The sequence below is a fragment of the Actinoplanes sp. NPDC004185 genome (assembly GCF_053603475.1).
The window spans coordinates 1-20157 of the sequence record NZ_JBSGFR010000052.1; the positions used below are offsets into that span (position 1 = coordinate 1).

Sequence of the window (20157 nt, forward strand, 5' to 3'; positions counted from 1 at the left end):
GGGCCCGGCTCGGCGAGCCCGACCCGTGGGGCGGGGTGCGTCTCACCGGGACGGGCCGGCCGCCGTGGCACGCAGCTCCCGCGGGCTGACCCCGAACCAGCGCCGCGCGGCCCGGCTCAGCGCCGACTGCTCGGCCAGTCCGACCATGGCCGTGACCTGGCTCAGCGGCAGGTCGGTCTGGGTGATCAGCCGGGCCGCGGTGGCCCGCCGGACGTCGTCGAGGAGGGCCTCGAAGGTGGTGCCCTCGGCGGCGAGGCGGCGCTGCAGGGTCCGCGGGTGGGTCCGCAGCAGCCGGGCGATCGCGCCCACCTCGACCGGCGACGTGCCCAGCGCCTGGGACAGCAGCAGGTGCACCCGGTCGGACACGGTCCGGCCCGGCGCCGGGAAATGGCTGGTGATGTAGTCGACCGCGATGTCGCGCAGCACCTGGTTGCCGCCCGGCACCGCCGTGGTGGCCAGCCCGCCGGGCACCCGCAGCACCGCGTCCGGGCGGTCGAAGCGCACGTCGGCGCCGAAGAACGCGGTGTAGCTGCCCACCGGCGCGAGCGGCGCGTGCGGCAGGTGCACCGAGCGCAGGCCGTACGGGCCGCCGTGCAGCAGCACGATGATCCGGTGGAACAGGCCCAGCCCGAGGTCGACGACCTGCGGTGGCAGCGGCTCGGCCTCGGTGCCGCGGTAGAGCAGGCCCACCACGCCGGGCCGGCCGGCCGGGTCCGGGATCTGCGAGACGGTCAGCGCCGGGCTGTGCACGAACAGGAAGCGGTTCGCGGTCTCCAGCGCGGCGCCGAACGTCGGGGAATTCTCGATGGCCAGGGCGAGCGGGCCGAGCACGGTGGCGTTCTGCTGCCCGGCCAGCCGCAGGCCCAGGTCGGGACAGCCGAGCTCGGCCGCGGCCGTCTCGAGGATGCGCCCGGCGGCCGGCGACGGGATCACCGCGTCGTCGGAGTCCAGGGCGGGGGCGGGCACGTGGAACCGGGCCAGCAGCGCCGCGGCGTCGCCGCCCAGCCCGTCCACCAGCTGCGGCAGCCCGCGCAGAGACGCCGCCCGCACCATCGACTCCATGCCGAACCCTAACCGTGGTGTCGCGCAGAGGTAAATGAGTGTCGCGTGAAGACAAGTCGGCCCGGTCCGCGGTGACCGAGACTGGCGCCATGGCCGAACACTTCGACGTGCTCATCATCGGCGCCGGGCTGTCCGGGATCGGCGCGGCGTGGCGGCTGCACCAGCAGCGGCCGGGCACCAGCTACGCCATCCTCGAGGCCCGCGACGCCATCGGCGGGACCTGGGACCTGTTCCGCTACCCCGGGGTGCGCTCGGACTCCGACATGTTCACCCTCAGCTACCCGTTCCGCCCCTGGCAGGGTGACCGCTCGCTGGCCTCGGGCGAGAGCATCCGCGACTACATCCAGGACACGGCGGACGAGGGTGGCATCACGCCGCACATCCGCTTCTCCGCCCGGGTCGTCGCCGCCGACTGGAGCGCCGGCCGGTGGACCGTCCGGCTGGCCGGGGGCGAGACCCTGACCTGCCGTTTCCTGTACGCGTGCGCCGGCTACTACGACTACGCCCGCGGCCACCAGCCGGACTTCCCCGGGCTGGACGACTTCACCGGCCGGTTCGTGCACCCGCAGTCGTGGCCGGCCGACCTGGACCACGCCGGCCAGCGAGTGGTGGTGATCGGCAGCGGGGCGACCGCGGTGACGCTGGTGCCCGCGATGGCCGAGACGGCCGCCCACGTCACCATGCTCCAGCGCTCGCCGTCCTACCTGACCGTGCTGCCCGGGCGGGACGTGGTCGCCGACCTGCTGCGCCGGCGGCTGCCCGCCCGCGTCGCCCACAAGGTGGCCCGGGCCAAGAACATCGTCCTCTCGCAGGCCTTCTACCAGCTCGCCCGGCGCCGCCCGGAACGCGTCAAGGCCATCCTGCGCCGCTTCGCCGTCCGGCACCTGGCCGACCCGGCCTACGTCGACGAGCACTTCACCCCGGCCTACCAGCCCTGGGACCAGCGGCTGTGCGTGATCCCGGACGGCGACCTGTTCGCGGCGATCAAGAACGGCACCGCCTCGATGGTCACCGACCACATCGAGCGGTTCGTGCCGGAAGGCATCCGGCTGCGCTCGGGCCGCACCCTCGAGGCGGACATCGTGGTGTCGGCCACCGGGCTGTCGCTGCTGCCGATCGGCGGTGTCACCCTCACCGTCGACGGCCGTGAGGTCGAGCCGGGCAAGAGCGTCGCGTACCGCGGCGTGATGCTCAGCGGGGTGCCGAACTTCGCCTACTGCATCGGCTACACCAACGCCTCGTGGACGCTGCGGGCCGACCTGTCGCACCGCTACGTCTGCCGGCTGCTGGCCTTCCTGGACAGGTCCGGATACGTCAGCGCCACCCCGAAGGAAGGGCCCGGCAACCGGCGGCCGCTGCTCGACCTGACGTCCGGCTACGTGCAACGGGCGCTGGACCGCTTCCCGCAGCAGGGCGACAAGGACCCGTGGACCGTCCGGCAGAACTACCTGCTCGACGTGCTCACCACCCCGCGGGCCGACGTACGCCGGGACATGACCTTCACCCGATCCACCGCCCCCGTGCTGGAGGAGATCCGATGACGCGGCTGAGCCCGTACCGTTTCCCGGGCCGGACGGCCGTGCTGACCGGAGCCGCGAGCGGCATCGGTGAGCAGCTGGCCCACGGCCTCGCCGCCCGCGGCAGCGACCTGGTCCTGGTCGACCGCGACGCGGTACGGCTCGACGCTGTCGCCGAGCGGATCCGGGCCACGCACCCCGCCCGCGCGGTCGAGACGCTGGTCGCCGACCTCGGTGACCGGGCGGCCGTGCTGAGCACCGCGGCCGGCATCCGCGAGCGGCACCCGGCGATCGGCGTGCTGATCAACAACGCCGGGATGGCGCTGGGCGGACGCTTCGACCAGCTCGACGTCGCGCAGTTCGAGCAGGTGATGGCGGTCAACTTCACCGCGCCCATGCTGCTCATCCACCACCTGCTGCCGGCCCTGACCGCCGAGCCGGGCAGCCACCTGGTCAACGTCTCCAGCCTGTACGGGCTCATCGCACCGCCGGGACAGTCGGCCTACAGTGCCAGCAAGTTCGCCCTGCGCGGGCTCAGCGAGGTGCTGCGCGGCGAACTGCTGGAGTCGGGTGTGGGCGTGACGACGGTGCATCCGGGTGGCATCCGTACCCGGATCGCCGAGAGCGCGCTGATCGGCGCGGGAGTGCCGGCCGCCGAGGTCGAGCCGCAACAGCGGGTCTTCGCCGCCCTGCTGACGTATCCGCCGGAGAAGGCGGCCCGGGAGATCCTCGACGCCGTCGAGCGGCGCCGCGCCCGGGTGCTGATCGCCGCGAGCGCGAAGCTCCCCGACGTGCTCGCCCGGCTGCTGCCGGTGAGCCACATGCGGGTGATCGGGCGGCTGACCGCCACGGCCGGTCGCCGCGCCCGTACGGCGGTGACCCGATGAGCGGTCCGGGAGCGGTCCGGGAGCTGACCGTCCGCGGCGTGCGGATCCGGGTGCGTGAGAGCGGCGACCCGGGCCACCCGCCGGTACTGCTGCTGCACGGCATCGGCCGCAGCCTGGAGGACTGGGATCCGCAGCACGAGCGGCTGGCCGGCGACCACCGGCTGATCAGCGTCGACCTGCCCGGTTTCGGGTTGTCCGAGCCGCTGCCGGGGCGGGTGACCCTGGCCGGGCTGGCCGAGGGGGTGACGGCCACCGTCGACGTTCTCGGCGAGGACCGGCCACTGCACGTGATGGGCAATTCACTGGGCGGCGCGGTGGCGATGAAGATGCTCGCGGTGACGCCTGCGCGGATCGCCACGCTGACTTTGGTGAACAGCGCCGGATTCGGCAAGGAAGTGGCGCTGGCCTTGCGTATTCTCGCCGTTCCGGGCCTCGGTGAACCGTTGTTGCGGCGTATCGATGCTCGCTCCGCGTACCGGATCGAACGCAGCCTGTTCCATGACCGTGCACATGTGACTCAGGAGCGGGTGGAGTTCGCCCTGCGGGTCGCCGCCCGGCCGCACAACGCCCGGGTCTTCCTGCAGACAGCCCGCGAGCTGGGCACCCTGCGCGGCATCCGTGCACCCTGGCGGGAGACGCTGCTGGGCCAGGTCACGGCCCATGCACGGCCGGCGCTGATCGTCTGGGGCGACCGCGACCTGATCCTGCCGGCGGCCCACCTGACCGCCGCCCGGGCGGCCTTTCCCCATGCCCGGACCCATTTGTTCCCGGATACCGGGCACATGCCGCAGATCGAGCGGGCCGACGATTTCGCCGATCTGGCCCGGGTGTTCCTGGCTGCCCATTCCTCCAGCGTCTAGCGCACAGTCAGCAGGCCGTTCCGGAGAGCAATTGGTATTGGCGCTTGCAACTTAAGATACGTTTCCCACGTCTTGTTGCACAGTTGCTCTCCGGAAGGACCGCCTTTTGCGACCGCGCTCCGCCACGATGTTGCTGGTGCTCCTGCTGCCGGCGATCGCCGTCGCCCTGGTGCTCGGCCCCGGCGCCCCGGCGCGGGCCGCCGCGGCTCCGCCGGCGATCGCCAACGGCGAGGACGCCGTGCCGGGCCGGTACGGCTTCGCGGTGAAGCTCACCATGACCGGGATCCCCGAGGCGGGCGGCGGGCGGCGCGACAGCTCCTGCACGGGCGCGCTGGTCGCACCCCGCTGGGTGATCACCGCCGGGCACTGTTTCAAGAACATCAAAGGCACCCACGTCTCGCGCCTGGTCGCCCGGCTGACCACCGCCACCGCCGGGCGCACCGACCTGTCCGGCACCGCGGGACACGAGGTCAAGGTGATCGCGGTGCGCCAGTCCCCGGCCACCGACGTGGCGCTGGCCCGGCTGGCCGAGCCGATCACCGACATCGCCCCGGTCAGGCTCAACCGCAAGGCGCCGAAGGTCGGCACGATCGTGCGCCTGGCCGGCTACGGCCGCACGGTCGACGACGACCCGTCGAGCCTGGCCACCCACCTGCAGACCGGCCAGTTCAAGGTCGCCTCGCTCAGCCGCGCGTACGTCGGCATGCGCGGTCACGCCCCCCGCGCCACCACCAGCCCCTGCTCGCAGGACTCGGGCGGCCCCTACTTCACCCAGCAAGGTGGCCGGGCGGTGCTGATCTCGGTGGTCAGCCACGGGCCGTCGTGCCCGCACGCGAAGGTCGACCTGAGCGGGCGCATCGACACCATCGCCGGCTGGATCACCGGCATCATCGGCCGCCCCGCACCGGCCCCCAAGGCGCCCGAGGCGTCGTCCAAGGCGCCGGCGAAGAAGCCCGCGGCCACGAGGCCGAGCGCTCCGCCGGCCGACGACAGTTCGCTGGCAGCCGCGGTCCACGGCCCGGCCGCCGACCCCGTGGTCCGCACCGCGCTGGCCACCTTCGTGGTCGTCGGCTTCGGCGCGGTGCCGGCCCTGGTCCTGGGCAACCGCCGGCGCCGGCGCGACCACCAGCGCAGCGGCGTGCGCCGGCACCGCCGGTGACCCGCCTCCGCTCGCCCACCGCCGGGCGGGATGAAAGAATGCACTGATGGACGCGGTCTCGTCCCGCTCCGCCGGGATCCCCTCGGAGCTTGCTGCCCTCATGGGCGACGACACCGACGAGCTCTACGACAACGCCCCCTGCGGCAATCTCGCCACCCTGCCCGACGGCACGATCGTGCGGGTCAACGCCACGCTGCTGGGCTGGCTCGGGCACACCCGCGAGGAACTGGTCGGGCGACGGCGCTTCGTCGAGCTGCTCACGGTCGGCGGTCAGGTCTTCCACGAGACCCACCTGGCGCCGCTGCTGCGGTTGCGCGGCGAGATCAACGGCATCGCCCTGGAGCTGCGGGCCGCCGACGGCACCCGGCTGCCGGTGCTGGTCACCGCCACGGTCAAGACCGGCGCCGACGGCACGCCGCTGATGGTGCGCACGACGGTCTTCGACGCCCGGGAGCGCCGCGCGTACGAGCAGGAGCTGCTGCGGGCCCGCCGCGACGCCGAGGGCGACCGGGAACGGCTCCGCGGCCTGGTGTCCGGCCTGCAGCGCAGCCTGCTGCCGGTGAGCCTGCCCGCTCCGGCGGGCATGCGCACGGCCGGGCACTACCGGATGGCCTCACCCGACGAGGTGGGCGGCGACTTCTACGACCTGTTCCCGCTCAGCGAGGGCCGCTGGGGGTTCTTCCTGGGTGACGTCTGCGGCAAGGGCGTCGAGGCGGCGGCCGTGACCGCCGCGGCCCGCTACACGCTGCGCGCCGCCGCCGTCTACGACCCCACGCCGGAAGCGGTGCTGCGCAACCTGAACTCGGTGCTGTACCAGGAGTACCGCAACCAGGCCCACCGGCACTGCACGGTCGTCTTCGGCCTGCTGACCCCGGACGGGACCGGCTGGACGGCCACCATCGCCGGCGGCGGGCATCCGCCACCGCTGCTGCTGCGCCCGGACGGCACCGCCCGGCACCAGCACACCACCGGCGGCACCCTGATCGGCATCATCGCCCACCCCCGGCTGGTCAGCCGGACGCTGCGGCTCGACCCGGGCGACACACTGATGCTGTACAGCGACGGGCTCACCGACGCGCGGACCGGCGACCAGCGCTACGGCAGCGAGGCCCTGGAGGCGTTCGCCGGCACGCTGACACCCACCGACGCGCCCGGGGCGGTGACGGCGTTCGCGGAGCTGCTCGACACCTTCGACGACCTCGACGACGACGTCGCCCTGATGGCCATGAGCGTCGACTGGCCCGGCAGCGGTGCGCCGCCGGGGATTGCCCCGGCATGAGGACGGCGGTCCCCCTACAGTGATCCAGATGTCCTCCTGGCCGACGAACCCCGCCCATCACCGCTGGCTGGACCAGCACACCCGGGAGCTGCTGGCCTTCGGGCGCCGGACCGCCGATCCGGCCGGCGGCGCCCGCTGGCTCGACGCCCACGGCCGGCCGGACCCGGCGCAGCAGGTCTCCACCCTGCTCAGCTCGCGGATGACCCACGTGTACGCCGTCGGCACTCTGCTCGGTGTGCCCGGCGCCGCCCCGATCGCCGAGCAGGCCCTGCGCGGGCTCACCGGGCGGCTCTGCGACCAGCAGCACGGCGGCTGGTTCCCCGCGCTCGGCGACCGGACGGTCAAGGCCTGCTACGACCACGCGTTCGTGCTGCTCGCCGGGGCCTCCGCGACCAGCGCCGGGCTGACCGGCGGGCCCGTCCTGCTCGCCGCGGCCGAGGGGGTCTTCGCCGAGCGCTTCTGGGACGACGACGCCGGGCGCTGCGTGGACAGCTGGAACGCCGACTTCACGGTCCTGGACGGCTACCGCGGCATCAACGGCAACATGCACGCGGTCGAGGCGATGCTGACGGTCGCCGGCGTGACCGGCGACGACGCGTGGCTGGACCGGGCGCTGCGGGTCTGCCGGTTCGTGGCCGACACCGCGCGGGCCCACGACTGGCGCATCCCGGAGCACTACGACGAGCACTGGCGGCCGCTGCCGGACTTCCACCGCGAGCAGCCGGACCACCCGTTCAAGCCGTACGGGGCCACGGTCGGTCACGGCCTGGAGTGGTCGCGGCTGTTCCTGCACGCCGAGGCCGCCCGCCCGGCGGAGTCCTGGCTGGCCGAGGCGTCGCAATCCCTGTTCGACCGCGCGGTCAGTGACGGCTGGTCGGTCGACGGGCGGCCGGGCTTCGTCTACACCACCGACTGGGACGGCACGCCGGTGGTCCGCGACCGGATGCACTGGGTGACCACCGAGGCGATCAGTGCCGCCGCGGCCCTGCACCGCCGGTTCGGCGGCGAGCAGTACGCGACCTGGTACCGCACCTGGTGGGACTATGCGGCGGCGTACCAGCTCGACCACGACCACGGCTCGTGGTTCCACCAGCTCGACGCGCAGAACGAGCCGACCGAGACGGTGTGGCCGGGCAAGCCGGACCTGTACCACAGCCTGCAGGCGACGCTGACTGCCCGGCTGCCGCTGACGCCGATGCTGGCGCCGGCCGTGGCCGAGACGCTGACCGGCCCGGCGTAGCCGGGCTCACCGGCGGCTGCGCCGCAGGGCGACAGCCAGCCCGAGGTCGAGGAGGATGACCGCGACCAGGGCCGGCGCGATGGCGGCCGGCCCGAGCCGGTCGTGGGTCAGCCCGATCAGCGGTGAGATCAGGACCGGTCCGAAGCTGGCCCCGGCGATCACCAGCGCGGTGGACGCGCCGGCCGCGGGGATGACCTGGACGAGCCAGGACAGGGCGGTGGGGAACACCGGGGCCAGGAAGAGGCCGGTCAGGATGAAGCTGTAGCCGGCCGCCGGTGGCCACCAGGCCAGGGCCATGCTCGCGGTGGCGAGGAGCAGGGTCAGGGGCACCAGCCGGGCCGGCGGCAGACGCAGACTGAGCGGGGCGGCGAGCAGGCGGCCGGCGGTGAAGGCGACCCAGAACGTCGCGGTGGCCCCGGCGGCGGTGTCGGCGCTGGTGCCGACGACCTCGATCAGGTACGTGGCGGCCCAGCTGGCCACGCCGGTCTCGGCGCCGACGTAGAGCAGGAAGAGCACCAGGAACGCGGCCACGATCAGGGTCCGCCCGCCGGCTGTCGCCCGGTCCCGGGGCGGGCCGGCCGGCTGCAGGGCCGGGGCGCCGGCCAGCAGCGGCATCGTCGCCACGGCGATGACCAGGTACGTGAGCCCGATGGTGAGCCGGTTCCCGTCGGTCGCCGCCACCAGCAGCGGACCGGTGACGGCACCTACCCCGAAGGCGGCACTGAGCAGGTTGAGGACCACGGCGCCACGCTCGCCGTACGCGGATGCGAAGTAGACGTTGAGGTCGAGGTCGAGCCCGCCGAAGCCGAGCCCGAGCAGAAACGCTCCGCCCAGCAGGACCGGCCAGGCCGGCGCGGCCATCAGCACGAGGGCGCCGGCCGCGACCACGGCCAGCTCGACGAGGAACCGGACGCGGAAGGTGCTGCGCCGGTCCGCCACGCCCGCCGTCAGCACGCCGAGGACGGATCCGGCGAAGTGGGCGCTGACCAGCAGACTGGCCGCGGTCGCCGAGCCGCCGAACGTCGCGCGCAGGACGGGTATGAGCGGGCCGTACACCGCGACGAGCAACCCGATCAGGAAGAACGCCGCACCGCCACCGACGGCGACCCGCAGCGACGGCGGACGGGGGCGCACCGGCGCCGGGGACGGTGCGAAGATCTCGGCCACGGGCTCAGTATCCCGGATGGCCTGGACCGCCCGTTGCGACATGGACGGCCGGGCCGGGCTCCGCGGCCTGCTCAGACGCCGGCGAGCTTGCGGCTCGACGAGCGCAGGTAGACGGCCCAGGTGACCAGCACACAGAGCGCGTAGAAGGCGATGAACGCGATGTAGGCCGCGTCCGCCGTCTTGTAGGTCAGGAACGACTGCCGGAACGCCAGGTTCACCAGCACCCCGCCGAAGGCGCCGATCGCGCCGGCGATGCCGATGACCGCGCCGGAGAGCCGGCGGGCCTCGTGCTCGTCGCCCGGGTTCTTCAGCGCGAAGATGCGCGGGATCATCTTGTACGTCGAGCCGTTGCCGATGCCGCTGAAGATGAACAGGGCGATGAAGCCGACCAGGTAGAGCGGCAGCGAACGCAGTTGCGAGGCCAGCAGCACGATGCTCGCGCCGGCCGCCATCGCGATGAAGTTGGCGAACGTGACCCGGGCGCCGCCGAGCCGGTCGGCCAGCGCCCCGCCGACCGGGCGGATCAGCGAGCCCAGCAGCGGGCCCAGGAAGGTCAGGTAGGCGGCCTTGACCGGGGTGTCGAAGTCCTGCGCGAACTGCACCTGCAGCACCTGGCCGAAGGCGAAGCCGAAACCGATGAACGAGCCGAAGGTGCCGATGTAGAGCAGCGCCATGATCCAGGTGTGACCCTCGCGGGCGGCGTCGCGCATGCCCCGCTTCTCATTGCGGGCCTGGGTCAGGTTGTCCATCTTCAGCGCCGAGCCGAGCACGGCCACCACGATCAGCGGGATGTAGATGCCGGCGACGACCCCCGGGTGCCCGGCGCCGAAGACGGCCAGCACGAACAGGCCGACCAGCTGCACGGCCGCGACGCCGAGGTTGCCACCGCCGGCATTGATGCCCAGCGCCCAGCCCTTGAGCCGGTCCGGGTAGAACGCGTTGATGTTGGCCATCGACGACGCGAAGTTGCCGCCGCCGACGCCGGCCACCGCGGCCAGCAGGATCAGCGTCGTGTAGGAGACGCCGGGTTCGATCAGGAACGCGGCCAGCACCGCCGGGATCAGCAGCAGGGACGCGCTGATGATGGTCCAGTTACGGCCGCCGAAACGGGCCACCGCGAACGTGTACGGGATCCGCAGCGCCCCGCCGACCAGCGCGGGCACGGCGGTGAGCAGGAACTTGCCGGCCGGGTCGATGCCGTACGCGGGGCCGAGGAACAGCACCAGCACCGACCACAGCGTCCACACCGAGAAGCCGATGTGCTCGGAGAAGATCGAGACGATCAGGTTGCGCCGGGCGATCGGGGCGCCGGTGGTGTCCCAGAACGTCCGGTCCTCGGGACGCCAGTCGTCGATCCAGTGCCCGCGGACGGTTCTCGCCGCGGGACGTTCGAGGGTTGCGGTCATGACGGGACCTCCGAGGCGGTGAGCGACGAGATGACGAGGTGACCGTCGGCGTCGACGGTGACGGGGTAGACGGTGAGATCACTGATGCCGGACAGCGAGCAGCCGGTGGTGATGTCGAAAGCCATGAGGTGCAGCGGGCAGACCAGCACCTTGTTGTCGATCTGGCCGTCGGCCAGCGGCCCGCCGCGGTGCGGGCAGACGGCGGACAGCGCGCGTACCGAGCCGTCGCGCAGCCGGAAGACCGCGACCATCTCGCCGTCGACCTCGTAGGTGCGTCCCTCGCCCGGCGGGATGTCGGTGACGGGCCCCAGGATCCTCATCGGACCGGCACCTGCGGCAGCACGACCAGCGGCAGCGACGTGCGGAACTGCCCGGGGGTGGCCGGTTCGGCCCGTTCCTTCCACGGATCGCGGTAGGCGGCGACCGAGGCGGCCATCGCGGCGTCCAGGTCGGCGGCGATGCCCTCGGCGTCGTCGACCACCACCGCGCGGATGTGCTCGATGCCCAGCCTCGGCACCCACGCGTACGTGCGCTCCAGCCAGTTGGCGCTCTCCCGGTAGTACTGCAGGAAGCGCCCGGTCAGCGTGATGACCTCCTCGGGCGACTCCACCGTGGCCAGCAGGTCGCCCTTGCGGACGTGGGCGCCGGCCGCGCCGCCGACGTAGATCTCCCAGCGGCCGCCGTCGATGGCCACCACGCCGAGGTCCTTCACGTACGCCTCGGCGCAGTTGCGCGGGCACCCGGTGACCGCGAGTTTCATCTTGCCGGGCCCCTCGATGCCCTGGTAGCGCTCCTCGAGAGCGATGCCCAGCGCGGTGGAGTCACCGACGCCGAAGCGGCAGAAGTCCGAGCCCACACAGGTCTTCACCGTGCGGAAGCTCTTGCCGTAGGCGTAGCCGGAGGGCATGTCCAGGTCGGCCCAGATCTTGGGCAGCGTCTCCTTGGGGATCCCCAGCAGGTCGATGCGCTGCCCGCCGGTCAGCTTGACCATGGGTACGGCGTGCTTCTCGGCCACCTCGGCGATCCGCCGCAGCTGGGCCGGCGTGGTGACGCCGCCCTTCATCTGCGGCACCACCGAGAACGTGCCGTCGCGCTGGATGTTGGCGTGCACCCGGTCGTTGATGAAACGGGCGTCGCGCTCGTCGACGTAGTCCTCGCCCCACATCATCTTCAGCAGCGAGGCCAGGCCCATCTTGCTCTTGGCGTCCTCCTCGCCGCCGGGGACCAGCTTGGCGAAGACCGACGAGACCGAGCGCAGGTCGTGGGTGCGGATCGCGGTCATCAGCTCGGCCTTGGGCATCGGCACGCCGGGCACGTACCAGCTCGCCTTGGGGTCCTCCTCGACGGCGCCGCCGGCGGCCCACTCGACGATCTGCGCGACCAGGCTCTTGCAGGTGCCGCAGCCCTTGCCGGCCCGGGTCTTGTCCATCACGCCGCTGACCGTCTTGCAGCCGCCGTGCACCGTCTCGGCGATCGTGCCCTTGGTGACCCCGTTGCAGTTGCAGACCTGGGCGTCGTCGGCCAGCTCGGCCGCGCTGACCTCGGCCGGCGGGCCACCCAGGTCGAACATCAGCTCGACCCGGTCCTCGGGCAGCGCCAGCCCGCGGTCGAAGGCCTGCATCAGGAACGCGACCTTCTTGACGTCACCGACCAGCGTCGCGCCGACCAGCCGGCCGTCGCGGATGATCACGCTCTTGTAGATGCCCTTGCGGGGCTCGCTGAAGACCAGCGTCTCGTCGTCCTCGCGGTCGGACTCCTTCAGGCCCATCGAGGCGACGTCGACCCCGGCCACCTTGAGCTTGGTGGCGATCCGCGAGCCGTGGTACGCCGCCTGCGGGTCCCGCCCGGTGAGGTGGTCCGCCAGCACCTTGGCCTGGTCCCACAGCGGGGCGACCAGCCCATACGTCTCGCCCCGGTGCTGGGCGCACTCCCCCACCACGTAGATGTCCGGCTCGTCCTGGGCGCGCATCTGGTCGTCGACCACGATGCCGCGCTCGACCACCAGCCCGCTGGCCGCAGCCACCTCGGTGTTGGCCCGGATGCCGGCGGCCACCACGACCACGTCGCACTCGATGACCCGGCCGTCGGCCAGCGTGACCCCGGTGACCGCGTGCTTGCCGAGGATCTCGGTGGTCATCGCGTCGCAGACCACCTCGATGCCCAGCTTCTCCACGCTGCGCTGCAGGATCGCGCCGGCCTGGGCGTCGAGCTGGGTGTTCATCAAGTGCCCGGCGGCGTGCAGCAGGGTCACGTGCGAGAGGTGGTTCTGCAGGCCGCGGGCCGCCTCGAGGCCGAGCAGGCCGCCACCGATGACCACGGCCCGCTCGTGCTCGCGGGCGTACCGGATCATGCTGCGGGTGTCGTCGAGCGTGCGGAACGCGAAGACGCCCTGGTGGTAGCCGCGGCCGGGACGGTGGATGCCGGGGATCGGCGGGACGAACGCCCGGCTGCCGGTGGCGATGATCAGCTTGTCGTACGGGGTGGCGGTGCCGTCCTCGGCGTACACCTGCTTGGCGAACCGGTCGATGCGGCTGATCCGGCGGCCGGTGTGCAGGGTGATGCCGTTGTCGGCGTACCAGCTCAGGTCGTTGAGGAAGATGCCGGACTCGTCCTCGACGCCGGCCAGGACGTTGGACAGCATGATCCGGTTGTAGTTGCCGTACGGCTCGTCGCCGAACATGGTGATGTCGAAGTCGCCGCCGCGGCTGAGGATCTCCTCCACCGTCCGCGCGCCGGCCATGCCGTTGCCGATGACGACCAGTCGCGGCGCCATCAGACCTCCACCAGCCCGAGGTCGACGACCACGGTGCCGGTCACGGCGGCCGGTGCGGCCAGCCACAGCTCGACGGCCGTCCCGGAGTCCAGGTCCTCGACGACCCGCAGCGGGATGTGCACGTCAGCCTTGGCGCCGGCCGGGAAGTACCGCATCGGCCGGCCGTCGCGCATCAGCACGAAGCAGATGAGCTCGTCGGCCGAGTTGCCGCCGCGGAAGTAGACGGCCTGCGCGGTCACGCCGGCGGGTACGACGTAGCCCGGCACGCCGATCGGGGCCGGCTGGTCCAGGCCCTTGCCCTCGAAGGGGAAGACGCCCTGCAGGAAGCGGGGAGTGGAATTCACCTGGGTGTTCCTTTCGTGATGGCGACCGCGCACGCCTTGAAAGCGGGCATCTTGGAGTGCCGGTCGAGGGCCGGGTCGGTGAGCAGGTTGACGGCCTGGTCGCCGCCCCAGTGGAACGGCGCGAAGACGGTGTCCGGCCGGATGCCGGGGTTGAGCCGGGCCCGGAACACCGCCCGGCCGCGGCGGCTGGACAGCTCGACCATGTCGCTGTCGGCGATGCCGAGCCGGCGGGCCAGGTCGGGGTGCAGCTCGACGCGGGGCTCGGGCAGCGAGACGGTCAGGGCGGAGACCCGGCGGGTCTGGTTGCCGCTCTGGTACTGCTGCATGTTGCGGCCGGTGGTGAGCACGTACGGGTAGTCCCGGTCGGGCATCTCGTGCGGGTCGCGGTGCTCGACGCGGACGAACTTGGCGCGCCCGTCCGCGGTCGGGAACTCCTCGGCGAACAGTCGCGGCGTACCCGGGTGGTCCTCGGCCGGGCACGGCCAGAAGACGCCCTGCTCGGCCTCGATCCGCTCGTAGGTGATGCCGGCGTAGTCGGCGATCCCGCCGGCGCTGGCCCGGCGCAGCTCGTCGAAGACGGTCCGCGGGTCGTCGCTGAAGAACTGCCCGCGGCCCAGCCGGTCGGCCAGCCCGCTGAGGAACTGCAGGTCGGTGCGCACGTCCGGCGGCGGCGGGAGCGCCCTCCGGCGGCGGATGACCCGGCCCTCGAGGTTGGTCATCGTGCCCTCCTCCTCGGCGAACTGCGCCGTGGGCAGCACCACGTCGGCCAGCGCCGCGGTCTCGGAGAGGAAGATGTCGGAGACGACGAGCAGATCCAGGGCGCGCAGCCGCTCGATGACGTGCCCGGCGTGCGGGGCGGAGACGGCCATGTTGCTGGCCAGCACGAGCAGCGCGCGGACGCCGCCGTCGGTGCCGAGCCGGTCGAGCATCTCGTACGCGGACCGGCCCGGCTGCGGAAGCTCGTCCGGGTCGACACCCCAGACACCGGCGACGTGCGCCCGGGCCGCCGGGTCGTCCAGCCGCCGGTAGCCGGGCAACTGGTCGGCCTTCTGCCCGTGCTCGCGGCCGCCCTGCCCGTTGCCCTGACCGGTGATGGTGCCGTAACCGGAGAAGGGCCGCCCGACCAGGCCCAGCGCGAGGGCCAGGTTGAGATACGCCTGCGCGGTGTCGGTGCCGTTGCTGTGCTGCTCGGCCCCGCGGGCGGTGAGGATCATCGACGGTCGCTCGGTGGCGAGCAGCCGGACGGTCTCCCGCAGGTCGGCCTCGCTGACGCCGGTCATCCGCTCGACCCGTTCCGGCCAGTAGGCGGCGACGGCCGCGCGGACCTGCTCGAAACCGGTGGTCCGGTCCCGGATGTAGGCCTCGTCGACCTGGCCCTCCCGGACCGCGATGTGCAACAGGCCGTTGGCCAGCGCCAGGTCCGTGCCGGGCAGCGGCTGCAGATGCCGGTACGCGCCCGCGGCGGTCGCCGTACGCCGCGGGTCGACGACGATGTGCCGGGCCCCCTCGGCCCGCCCGGCGTCGAGGTACTGCATCGACGGCGGCATCGTGTCGGCCGGGTTGGCCCCGACCAGCAGCACCGTACGGGCCTGGGCCACGTCCTCGAGCGGGAACGGCAGCCCCCGGTCGACCCCGAGCGCCCGGTTCGCGGCGGTGGCGGCGGACGACATGCAGAAACGCCCGTTGTAGTCGATCGAGGCGGACCGCAACGCCACCCGCACGAACTTGCCCAGCGTGTACGCCTTCTCGTTGGTCAGCCCACCGCCACCGAAGGCGCCGACGCTGTCGAGGCCGTACTCCTGCTGGCAGCGCTCGATGCCGGCGACGATGCGCTCGTACGCCTCATCCCAGGTCGCCTCCCGCAGCGGGCTGCCCCGATCGGTCGGGTCTTTGCGCACCAGCGGCGTGAGCAGCCGATCCTTGTGGTCCAGCAGCTCGGCCGCGGTCCAGCCCTTGGCGCACAGGCCACCCCGGTTCACCGGGAACTCGGTGGGCTCCAGCCGCACCCGGGGAATCTCAGGCGTCAGCGCGATGCCGCACTGCAACGCGCAGTACGGGCAATGCGTCTCGGTCACCGTCACACCGAAGATGCTCGCGGGTGACCGTTTCCTCACCGGACCGCAACGATTGCCGCGGCGTACAAAAAACCCTACAAGGCGCTCGGCGCCATTGTGAGATCGCGATAGCGGGCCAGCACCAGGTCCTCCACCGCCGGGTCGGCGCACAACGGCGGTGTCACCAGGTCCGCGCCGGCCCGGTGCAGCGACCGGTAGAACAATCCCTCGGCCAGCAGATAGGCCGCGACAGCGATCCGCCGGGCGCCCTGCTCCCGGAGCCGGGCCACCACCTCCGGCACCCGCAGCTCGGCGCCGGACGCATAGGCCACGTGCGCTCCCAGCTGCGCGGCCACGCCGGCGATGTCGGCCCGCCAGGCCGGGTCGCTGGACCCCGCGGCGGCCAGCACGACTGCGTCCGCTCCCGCCCCCGCGATCCCCCGTTCCAGGCTGCGCACCAGCAGCGGATCCGGACCGAGCGGGGCCGTGGCCACAGCGTCGTTGGCCGCGACCGCCTCGGCGATGTCCACCCGGACGTGGTAGCCGGCCGAGAGCAGCAACGGCACCACCACCGCCCGCAGGCCCTGGATCGCCTCGCCGACCCGGGGCTGCTGCACGTCCACATAGGCCAGCCGGACGTCGAGGTCGGGGCGCCGGCTTGCGATGCGGTCCACCAGGTCCCGGATCTGCGCCTGGCCGGCGGCTGAGCGCGTACCGTGCGCGACCGCGAGCAGGACCGGCGGTCGGTCCTGCGCCGACGCGGTCATCCGGCCTGCTCGTCGACGCGCAGCCGGTAGCCGCGTTTGATGATCGTCTCGATGTGCCCGGCCGGGCCCAGGGCCGTCCGGAGCCGGGCGATCGCGACGTCGACGGCGTGTCCGTCGGTGCCCCGGGGCAGGGCGGCGGCCAGGCGGTCCTTCGAGACCACGGCGCCGGGGCGGCCGGCCAGGGCGGTGAGGATGGCCATCGCGGCCGGGGGGAGGGCCTGCAGCCGGCCGTCGATGAGGACGGCGTGGCCGCGGATCTCCAGGACCGTTCCGGCGACGCCGAGCCGGACGGCCCGGCGCGGCAGTTCGTCGGTGACGACCTTGACCAGGGCGCCCAGCCGGGACCGGTGCGGGGTGACCACCGGCACGTCCTGCTCGACCAGGGCGGCGGCGGTGACCGGCCCGACGCAGGCGGCCATCGTGGCGCCCCGGAAGCGGTCGAGCACCTCGTCCGCGCTGTCGCCGGCGATCTCCAGCAGGGCCTGCACGGCGGGGGCGCTGGTGAAGGTCACGGCGTCGACCTGGCCGGCGGCGAGCTGGGTGACGAGACGCCGTACCGGGGCCACGTCCGGCGGCAGCGTCCACCGGTAGACCGGGATCTCCACCACCGCGGCCCCGGCGGCCCGCAGGGCGCCGGTGAACTCGGCCTGCGGGCCGCCGTGCAGCTGCACGGCGATGCGCCGGCCGGCGATGCCCTGCTCCAGCAGCCGCTCGAGGATCTCCTCGGACGACTCCGACACGGCCGACCAGTCCTCTGTGAGGTCGGCGGCCCGGATCGCGCCGCACGGCTTGGCGCCGCGGGCGATGAGCCGGGCCCGGCTCAGGGCGGCCCGCAGCGTGTCGCCCATCCCCCAGCCCTCGGCCGCCTCCAGCCAGCCGCGGAAACCGATCCCGGTGGTGGCTACGACGATGTCGGGGGCCAGGCCCACGCAGGCCTCGGTGGCGGCGTGCAATGCCTGGTCGTCGCCGAGCGGCACGATCGTGATCGCCGGCGCCACCAGCACCTTGGCGCCACGCCGCTCGAACAGGGCGGACAGTTCCTCGCGGCGCCGCTCAGCGGTCACGGCGATGGTGAAGCCGGCCAGCGGGGCGGCGGGGGTTACGGGCCCGCCGACGCCCGCGGGCGTCACCGGCCCGGTCGAGTCGGCCATGGCAGCAGGCTCTCCACCAGCCATTACCTGCGGAGGTAGGACGTGTTACGACGGTGAAAACCATGACTCACTTCGCCGATCTTGACGCCGTGACAGCGGATCCGGAGCCGGTGATCCTCGTCTCAGCCGTTCGGGGTCGGATGTTTCAGCAGGATTGCTGACCACCCGGCCAGGGGGCGCGTCGCCGGTGGCCCGCGGGGCGTTCGACGGGAGTAGTCGCCCGAACCTCGTGGATGTGAGTGCTTTGAGACGTACCTTCACCCTGCTGGCCGTGGCCGGTCTCGGTGGCGCGGCCCTGCTGGTCCTGCCGGACGCGTCGGCCTCGGCCGTGCCGGACACCACACCGGCTTTGGTCGCCACCGGCGCCGACGCGATGCGCCTGGTCTGGCGGGGCTCCGAGCCGCGCCGGCTCAACGAGCAGGTCTCGACGAGCGGGCGGTGGGGCGAGGCGGCCACGTTCACCGGCGCCCGGCCGCTGGACGACACCAGCGGTGTGGGGCTCGGCGCGGACCCCGCTTCCGGCCAGGTGCTGGCCGCGACGGTCGCCGACGAGCAGGTCTGGGTGCGTACCGGAACGGCAGGTGCCTGGTCCGGCCTCGGCGGCGGCGCCACCGGCGCGCCGGCCGTCGCCGCTCTCGGCGGCGGCGCCTTCGCCGTCGTGGTCCGCGACGACGAGGGTACGGTGCGCGTCCGTCACCTGCGCGGCGGCAAGTGGAGCGGCTGGACGTCGCTGGGCGGCCGGTTCAGCACCTCGCCGGCGGCGGTGGGCCGGTCGGGGAGCCTGGTGATCGCCGCGGCGGGCCGGGACCGCAAGATCCGCACGACCGTGCTCACCGGCGACCGGTCCGCGGGCTGGCGCACCACCGGCATCGTCTCCACCGCCACCCCCGGCCTGGCCGTCGAGCCCGGCACCGGCAAGCTGCACCTGATCACCCGCAACCGGGACCTGTCCCCCTCGGCCCGGGTCTCGGTCAACGGCGCCCGCACCTGGGGCCGGGCGACCCGCCTCGACGCGCGGCTGGGCTCGGGCATCGCCGCCACCTCCGGCGCGTCCGGCGCGGTGGACATCGCCGCCCTGGGCCTCGACGGGCGTGCGGTGCAGAGCAGCCTGCGTTCCGGCCGGTGGAGCGACTTCCGCCTGATCGCCGCGAGCAGCACCACCGTGCTGCCGGAGACCGCGCTCACCGCGGTGACCGGCGACCCGGCCGGCCGGCAGACGCTGCGCTTCGCCGCCGGCGTGCCGCTGCCGAGGCCGGGCGAGATCCTCGCGGCGGGCAGCACCCCGGTCACCCCGAACGGCCTGCTGGTCAAGGTCGTGGCGGTCGACGGCCGGACGGTCGAGGCCGGGCCGGCGAAGCTCACCGAGGCCATCGCCGAGGCCACGATCGACGAGACGTTCGCCCTCGGGACCGGCGACATCAGCGCCCGCTCGGCCGGCGGCCCGGTGGTCCAGCCGATCAGACGTACGGTGTCCTGCAGCAACGCCGCGAAGGCGGAGATCACCGGGTCGATCAGCATCACGCCGAGCTTCGACTTCGCCGCGTCGTGGAGCCCGCGCGGGGTCTCCGCCGTGTCCTTCACCGGGACGCTGACCGAGGACGCGCAGTTGAAAGCCTCGATCAGCGGCAGCGCGGCCTGCTCGCTCAAGGAGACGCCGCTGCTGGCCAAGCCGATCCGGTTCCAGCCGATCACCTTCTCGGCCGGCCCGGTGCCGGTCGTGATCACCCCGGAACTGCAGCTCTATCTGGACGCCACCGGCTCGGTCCAGGCCGCGCTGGAGACCTCGGCCGGGCAGACCGCGGCGGTCAAGGCCGGCCTGGCCTACCGCGACGGCACGGTCAGCCCGGTCGCCGACTTCAGCACCAAGTTCACGTACCAGCCGCCGACGGTCAACAGGAACGCGACCGCGCAGGCCGGGGTGTCCCCGACGTTCAGCTTCCTGATCTACGGCGTGGCCGGGCCCCAGCTGAGCACCCGCGCGTACGTGCGGCTGGACGCCACGCCACAGTGGACGCTCAAGGCGGGCCTCACCGCGGGGGCCCGGCTGGTCGTCCCCCAGCTGGGCGTGGCCCACGGCAAGGACGACATCATCCGGTACGAGAAGACGCTCGCCACCGCCGGCAGCCCCACCACCGGGTCCCGGACATCCATCTCCGCCAGCCGGGCCACCGCGAAGGTCGGCGACCAGGTCACCATCACCGGCAAGGTGCTCACCGGCGACGGCAGCCCCGTACGCGACGGCTTCCTCTACGTCGCGTGGCACTCCCCGAGCCGTACCGGCAAGGGCAAGGTGACCGACCTGCGGACGGGCGCGGACGGCTCGTTCAGCCTGACCGTGACCGTGGACGAGAAGGGCCCACACTCGTTCTCGGCGACGTACCCCGGCTCGGCGGACGCCGACAACGGCTCCGAGGCCTCGGTGACGGTGACGGTCGGCTGACCCGTTCGGGGCGGCCCGGCGCGCACCGGGCCGCCCCGGCGCCTGGCAGGA

Annotated in this window: 16 protein-coding genes; 7 read left to right on the top strand and 9 right to left on the bottom strand. The window is 73.2% G+C overall.

Annotation, left to right across the window (positions count from 1 at the left end):
* Positions 1–42: 42 nt before the first annotated feature.
* On the bottom strand, positions 43–1062 hold the full coding sequence (locus ACWEOZ_RS36745) for an AraC family transcriptional regulator (RefSeq protein ID WP_451915277.1): 1020 nt from the start codon (positions 1060–1062) through the stop codon (positions 43–45).
* A gap of 89 nt (positions 1063–1151) precedes the next feature.
* Here ACWEOZ_RS36745 and ACWEOZ_RS36750 point away from each other — a divergent pair, with 89 nt between their 5' ends.
* The 6 genes from ACWEOZ_RS36750 (at position 1152) to ACWEOZ_RS36775 (ending at position 8004) form a co-directional block, all read left to right on the top strand.
* Positions 1152–2603, top strand: coding sequence for a flavin-containing monooxygenase (locus ACWEOZ_RS36750; RefSeq protein ID WP_451915278.1), 1452 nt, complete (start codon positions 1152–1154; stop codon positions 2601–2603).
* Positions 2600–3466, top strand: a complete 867-nt coding sequence (locus tag ACWEOZ_RS36755) for an SDR family NAD(P)-dependent oxidoreductase (protein WP_451915279.1) — start codon at positions 2600–2602, stop codon at positions 3464–3466. Before ACWEOZ_RS36750 ends, ACWEOZ_RS36755 begins: the two co-directional genes overlap by 4 nt.
* Positions 3463–4326, top strand: a complete 864-nt coding sequence (locus ACWEOZ_RS36760) for an alpha/beta fold hydrolase (protein WP_451915280.1) — start codon at positions 3463–3465, stop codon at positions 4324–4326. Before ACWEOZ_RS36755 ends, ACWEOZ_RS36760 begins: the two co-directional genes overlap by 4 nt.
* A 106-nt stretch (positions 4327–4432) precedes the next feature.
* Positions 4433–5485: a S1 family peptidase gene (locus tag ACWEOZ_RS36765; RefSeq protein ID WP_451915281.1), complete on the top strand. Its 1053-nt coding sequence runs from the start codon at positions 4433–4435 to the stop codon at positions 5483–5485.
* Between the two features lie 46 nt (positions 5486–5531).
* A complete protein-coding gene (locus ACWEOZ_RS36770; protein WP_451915282.1) occupies positions 5532–6764 on the top strand; it encodes a PP2C family protein-serine/threonine phosphatase in 1233 nt (410 codons plus the stop codon).
* A 28-nt stretch (positions 6765–6792) separates the two neighbouring features.
* Complete coding sequence (locus ACWEOZ_RS36775) at positions 6793–8004, top strand: AGE family epimerase/isomerase (RefSeq protein WP_451915283.1); 1212 nt, start codon at positions 6793–6795, stop codon at positions 8002–8004.
* A gap of 6 nt (positions 8005–8010) precedes the next feature.
* Here ACWEOZ_RS36775 and ACWEOZ_RS36780 read toward each other — a convergent pair whose 3' ends face one another.
* From ACWEOZ_RS36780 to ACWEOZ_RS36815, 8 genes are all read right to left on the bottom strand, one after another.
* A complete protein-coding gene (locus ACWEOZ_RS36780) occupies positions 8011–9171 on the bottom strand; it encodes an MFS transporter (RefSeq protein WP_451915284.1) in 1161 nt (386 codons plus the stop codon).
* A 71-nt stretch (positions 9172–9242) separates the two neighbouring features.
* A complete protein-coding gene (locus tag ACWEOZ_RS36785) occupies positions 9243–10577 on the bottom strand; it encodes a nitrate/nitrite transporter (protein ID WP_451915285.1) in 1335 nt (444 codons plus the stop codon).
* Positions 10574–10897, bottom strand: a complete 324-nt coding sequence (locus ACWEOZ_RS36790; protein WP_451915286.1) for a Rieske (2Fe-2S) protein — start codon at positions 10895–10897, stop codon at positions 10574–10576. The genes ACWEOZ_RS36785 and ACWEOZ_RS36790 overlap by 4 nt, the downstream gene beginning before the upstream one ends.
* On the bottom strand, positions 10894–13350 hold the full coding sequence (gene nirB, locus ACWEOZ_RS36795) for a nitrite reductase large subunit NirB (protein WP_451915287.1): 2457 nt from the start codon (positions 13348–13350) through the stop codon (positions 10894–10896). The genes ACWEOZ_RS36790 and nirB overlap by 4 nt, the downstream gene beginning before the upstream one ends.
* On the bottom strand, positions 13350–13694 hold the full coding sequence (locus ACWEOZ_RS36800; protein WP_451915288.1) for a molybdopterin oxidoreductase: 345 nt from the start codon (positions 13692–13694) through the stop codon (positions 13350–13352). The genes nirB and ACWEOZ_RS36800 overlap by 1 nt, the downstream gene beginning before the upstream one ends.
* The gene (locus ACWEOZ_RS36805) at positions 13691–15775 is read right to left on the bottom strand and encodes a molybdopterin oxidoreductase family protein (RefSeq protein ID WP_451915289.1); all 2085 of its coding nucleotides are present in this window, start codon (positions 15773–15775) and stop codon (positions 13691–13693) included. Before ACWEOZ_RS36805 ends, ACWEOZ_RS36800 begins: the two co-directional genes overlap by 4 nt.
* 68 nt (positions 15776–15843) lie before the next feature.
* The gene (locus ACWEOZ_RS36810; protein ID WP_451915290.1) at positions 15844–16515 is read right to left on the bottom strand and encodes a sirohydrochlorin chelatase; all 672 of its coding nucleotides are present in this window, start codon (positions 16513–16515) and stop codon (positions 15844–15846) included.
* The gene (locus tag ACWEOZ_RS36815) at positions 16512–17666 is read right to left on the bottom strand and encodes a uroporphyrinogen-III synthase (protein WP_451915291.1); all 1155 of its coding nucleotides are present in this window, start codon (positions 17664–17666) and stop codon (positions 16512–16514) included. The genes ACWEOZ_RS36810 and ACWEOZ_RS36815 overlap by 4 nt, the downstream gene beginning before the upstream one ends.
* A 244-nt stretch (positions 17667–17910) precedes the next feature.
* Between ACWEOZ_RS36815 and ACWEOZ_RS36820 the strand changes: the two genes are divergently transcribed.
* Positions 17911–20106 carry a hypothetical protein gene (locus ACWEOZ_RS36820; RefSeq protein WP_451915292.1) on the top strand — a complete coding sequence of 732 codons (2196 nt, stop codon included), beginning with the start codon at positions 17911–17913 and terminating at the stop codon, positions 20104–20106.
* The last annotated feature ends 51 nt before the right edge of the window (positions 20107–20157 follow it).